At 60.4% G+C, this 4,367-nt stretch carries 3 protein-coding genes; 2 read left to right on the top strand and 1 reads right to left on the bottom strand.

Annotated elements, in window-relative coordinates; all coding sequences use genetic code 11:
- Together H5U08_RS11125 and H5U08_RS11120 are read left to right on the top strand one after the other, a co-directional pair.
- Positions 1 to 337, top strand: a 337-nt coding sequence (locus H5U08_RS11125) for a TIM barrel protein (RefSeq protein WP_297032996.1), incomplete at its 5' end; no start/stop codon positions are given.
- 730 nt (positions 338 to 1,067) lie between these two features.
- Positions 1,068 to 2,393: an NPCBM/NEW2 domain-containing protein gene (locus H5U08_RS11120; RefSeq protein WP_297032994.1), complete on the top strand. Its 1,326-nt coding sequence runs from the start codon at positions 1,068 to 1,070 to the stop codon at positions 2,391 to 2,393.
- A 381-nt stretch (positions 2,394 to 2,774) separates the two neighbouring features.
- Here H5U08_RS11120 and H5U08_RS11115 read toward each other — a convergent pair.
- A partial coding sequence (locus H5U08_RS11115; protein WP_297032992.1) for a PDZ domain-containing protein occupies positions 2,775 to 4,367 on the bottom strand: 1,593 nt, incomplete at its 5' end.

Raw genomic sequence — 4,367 nt, 5'->3', positions numbered from 1 at the left:
AAACACCAACGCCCCCAAACCAAGTCGGTCCATCGAAGGAGGGATTGGGGCTGAGGTCAACCCGGCGGAGTTCGCCATGCATGGATACGACCCGACCGAGGCGATCGAAAGGCTGGGGAGGTGGATTCTCGCCTTTCATGCGGGGGATGTGACCAGTCGCCCAGGGGGGAGAGGCTATCGTCCGGTGCCGCTTGGTCAGGGAAATGTTGACTATCCCGCTGTGTTAACTGCACTTGAGAAAGTTGGCTATCAGGGGCATCTGATCCTTCGCCCCACCGGAGAAGGCGATCCGCTGGCCGAACTCCGGCAGGCTAAAGAGTTTATCTACCGGCTGTAAGGTCCGGGCTGAAGGCCGCACCCGCTTCACGATGCTGCGTCGCTGGGCTGTGGCGGGCGTCATTTGGGATCGGCTTCGGCGTTGGTTCAGCGCGAGTTGGAGGGGACCGGGAGGATCAGGACAACGAGTGGAAGACCGTGCAGCCCAGGCAGGACAATCCCATGTCTCCCCTGTCGTCCGTGGCATCGCCCGTCGTGCGATGGGGGCGCGGTCTGGTTCTGATCGCGATGGGCGTGCTCGCTCTGGACCAACTGGCCATTCAGGGGTTGCTCACGCCCATTGTGGTGACCAGCGGATCGATGTTTCCCACCCTCCGCGGACCTCACTGGAAAAGCCGGTGTCCACGATGTGGCCGGTCAGGTCCGTCGGCCCACTATTGGATTGCGCATGTCCGCCTCCCCCGGGCACGACCAGCATGCACCGGTCGGGGCCATTCACGAATGCCCCCGACAACGCGTGGAGTTTTCGGTCTTCCCCGAAGGCCTCCAAAAGTGGGGCCAAATCAGAAAAGCCTAAAAGTTGACGCGGCACGCCCCCGCCGTTACATTACAGGCCAACAATCCTCCAAGGCATTGTCCAGCGCTTTGGCTTGACAAATAGGGAATGAGGGCGAGAGCCCGAAAAGGCCCCGGCGAGATAACGCCTCGCAGGTGCTGCCAGACCGTCAAAGAAACGTTTGTCTTGCGATGCCATCCTACGAGTTGACACACATTCGCTTGCGGAGGGAGTGATGATAGCGAAGCGAAGACCCCTGTGTGGTGCGGTTGCATGGGTGTTCATCGCCGCGGCTGCATTGGGAACGCTGCCGGAAGCGGCGCTCGGCTGGTCCAGCGGCCACGCCGCTATTACCCAGGGGGCTGTTGCCGCCCTTCCCTCCTGGGAAAGGGAGTGGCTTGGTGAGGAAGGCGCTCGGCTGGCCAGCGAGTACTGCTACATCCCCGACCTGGTCTACAGCAAGCCGGAGATCCGACCCTACGCGATGCTCCCATCCCGGCCCAAAGACTTCTACCTCGTGGAACTGCATCTCCCTCCAGACGCGGCCCAGGGTTACGAACTGCTCCGGCATTTCCTGGGTCAAGCGGTGGAGAAGCTCCGCGCAGGGGACGTGGCCGACGGTTCTCGTTTTTTGGGGACCCTGGTGCACACGCTGGAAGATTGGGGTTGTCCTGCCCATTCCGTCCCCGGCGATAACATGTTCACGCTCATGCGGCAATTCGTGCTACCCCCGGAAGGAAGTGATTACCGCTATGTGCCGATGCATGGTCCGATGGAGAGCGCCCAGTTCATCGTGGATTTAGGCAGTTATCAACCTCGGCTTCTGGGCACTTCGGTGGATGAGGCGGCTTTTCATCTTTTGGGGCGAGTGCAGGAAGCGATTGTATTCGCACGCTCCCAGGTCATTCCCATCATGCAGGCCCTTTATGCAGATGATCAGCCAGCCGCCACCCTAGCCCAGCAGAAAGCGGGAGTCTTCGTGGGTCGGGTCGTAGCCGATGCGTTGCACACAGCGCTCAGCCTTGCCCGACAACAGTTCGACGACGACGCCGTTCGCCCGCTCCGAGAAGTGGATCTATCCTCCCGGATGCCGCTGGAGGCGACCAATCTCGCCTGGCCTCAATCCGCCTTCTTCAGCAAACCTTATTGGGGACATCCCACGGTGGGCGTCGTACTGAAGGACGGGAAGAAGCCCACCGCGATTCGGATGCAGATCCCAGACTGCGCATGGGCTCGGGGGCCGATCAACGACGCGATCGCCGTGGGAACACCGACAACCCTCACGTATCTCATCCCGCCGGGAGTGTATGACCGTCTGGAAGTCTGGGCTGGCCTCCATGCGGAGTTGGGTCTGGCCGGCGATGTCATTTTTGAAATCCGAGGCAACGACGGAAAAGTGCTCGTCCAGAAGAAAATTCAGGGAAAGGAGCCTGCCCAACTTCTCGTCGTTCCTCTTGCCGAAGAGGAGCGGATCCAACTGGTGACCCGACCGGCGTCCCGTGACGCTTCGGCCAATTACGCCATCTGGGCAAGACCCCGCTTACTCAAGTCCTCAGATTGAGGCGAATCATCGCATCGCATTAAAGCCACTCCAAAAGCGGCCTGCTGGCCTCCCGGCGGGATAAGCGCCGGAGAAACTCGCGAACCACGGAGAAGGCGCTTAGCTCTGCGACCGTAAAGATCACTGGGTTTTCCGCGTACTATTCGGAGAATATTTTCTCCCCCACAATATTTCTCCCGGAAGCTGTTCCACCTCCCCGGTGGTTGTGATATGCCGACACGGTTAACGGCTTTTCAGCCGGGGTGGGTGAATTGGGGCGTGGTTTACCGAACGCGTCTATCTCCCCAGACAACGACCCAGGCCATCGCGGCGCAACAAGCGATCCTGTGTTATGTCCGAGTTGGAGACAGCGAATCGTTTCCGCACCGCTTCTTCGCCACATCACCGTGTCATCGTGACGGTCATTTCCTTCTGGTTGCGGATAACGTGAAGATGGAGCGGCTGTCCCCCTGCTGTTCGGCCCAATCGCATGAGGTCAGCCACGGTTTGCACAGGCTTTCCATTGCATGAGACGATCACGTCATCCGGCCGCAAACCGGCACGATCGGCGGGGGAGCCGGGCGTCACCGCCACAATCGCGACCCCGTGCGGAGACGGCAAACCGTAGGCCGACTGGTCGCCCAGCCCCTGGATCTGTCGCACCTGAGCCCCCATCCACTGGCGCACGCTCGCCTCGTCTCTGGCTGGCTGTGGGGGTTCGACGGGGCGTGATACCACCTCTGGAAGTGGCGGCGTGCGGGCGATGCGCTTCAAAGACGGCTTTTGTACACCGAACTGGTCCATCGGAAAATTCTTGAAACCAAGCGTCAGCGCTGGCGAATCCTCCCGAACTCGAAAGTCACCGCGCGACGGATCCACGAATCGGGCGTCAGCCACCAGTGAATGGACGTCTCCGCCAAAGGCCTGGAGGCCACGCGCTGGACGCGGCTCCTCCGTCCCCGGGGAATGGACCAGGTTGTAGTCCAACAAATCCCCCTGGTCTGTCCGCGTCATGCGGGCAGGGAGATAGCGATCCTGCCACACGATGTTGTGGACGAACGACGTGCGGCATTGGGGATACCAGACATGCGGATGGAACGTGTTGCCCACGATGATGTTGTTGTGGACGACGCGATCGTATCCCTCGCGATTCTTGATGCCGCCTGCCAGGCACAAATTGCCGTAGATTTCGTAATTCGAGGAACCGTCGTCCAAGTCGATATCCCAGCCGTGATCGCACCGCCAGCGGTTGTAACGGAGGACGATGGTTTTCCAGCAATCCCACTTCGGCATGTCGGGATACTTGCGGACCCATTCGACCGTCACATTCCTGTCGGGATGCCAGAAGCGATCGCGTCCCCAGGAGTTGAAGGAGCCGTGGTCGCCCGTCTCCTTGACCGTGTCGAACACATCGCAAAATTCGATGAGGTGGCCTCCAAACGTCCCATCACAGATGTTGATGCCCGCCCGCGGACAGTCGTAAATGGAACAGTGTCGGACGGTGATCGACTCCGCCATGGAAATGTTGACGCCGGCCGTCTGCTTCTCGAATCGGCCAATCCGCTCGATGAGGCAGTCCTCGATCAGGCAATCAGCCGGGTAGTCTGGTGTTTTTGGGCCAGGGGTGTGATCCATTTCCTCCAGGGAAAGAGTCTGGTCATACCTGAATAAAGGTGAGCGGACCGACTTGGGCAGTCCCACGACGCAAACGCCACTGGCGCCAGCCGCCACGATATGGCAGCCCGTCACCCGGATGCGCCGGTTGTAACCGCTGATGAACACCGCGTTGCCGCCCACCTGGTCGAAGCGGCAGTTTTCCACAGCGCAATCCTCGGCGCCGGTCAGGAACACCGCTCCCCCGCGATAAATCGTCCAATCGCTACGGAGCAATGGTTCGCGGGTCTCCATGAACGTGCGGGCCGTGTGTGTGAACACCAGCCCCTTCAGCTCAATATGGTGTACAGGGGTTTCCACTGTGCCCTGGAACTCTATCAG

This window comes from Thermogutta sp. (assembly GCF_014359955.1).
Classification (GTDB): Bacteria; Planctomycetota; Planctomycetia; order Pirellulales; family Thermoguttaceae; genus Thermogutta.
Note: the sequence above shows the minus strand (reverse complement) of the source record. Positions and strands in the feature narration are given on the sequence as shown.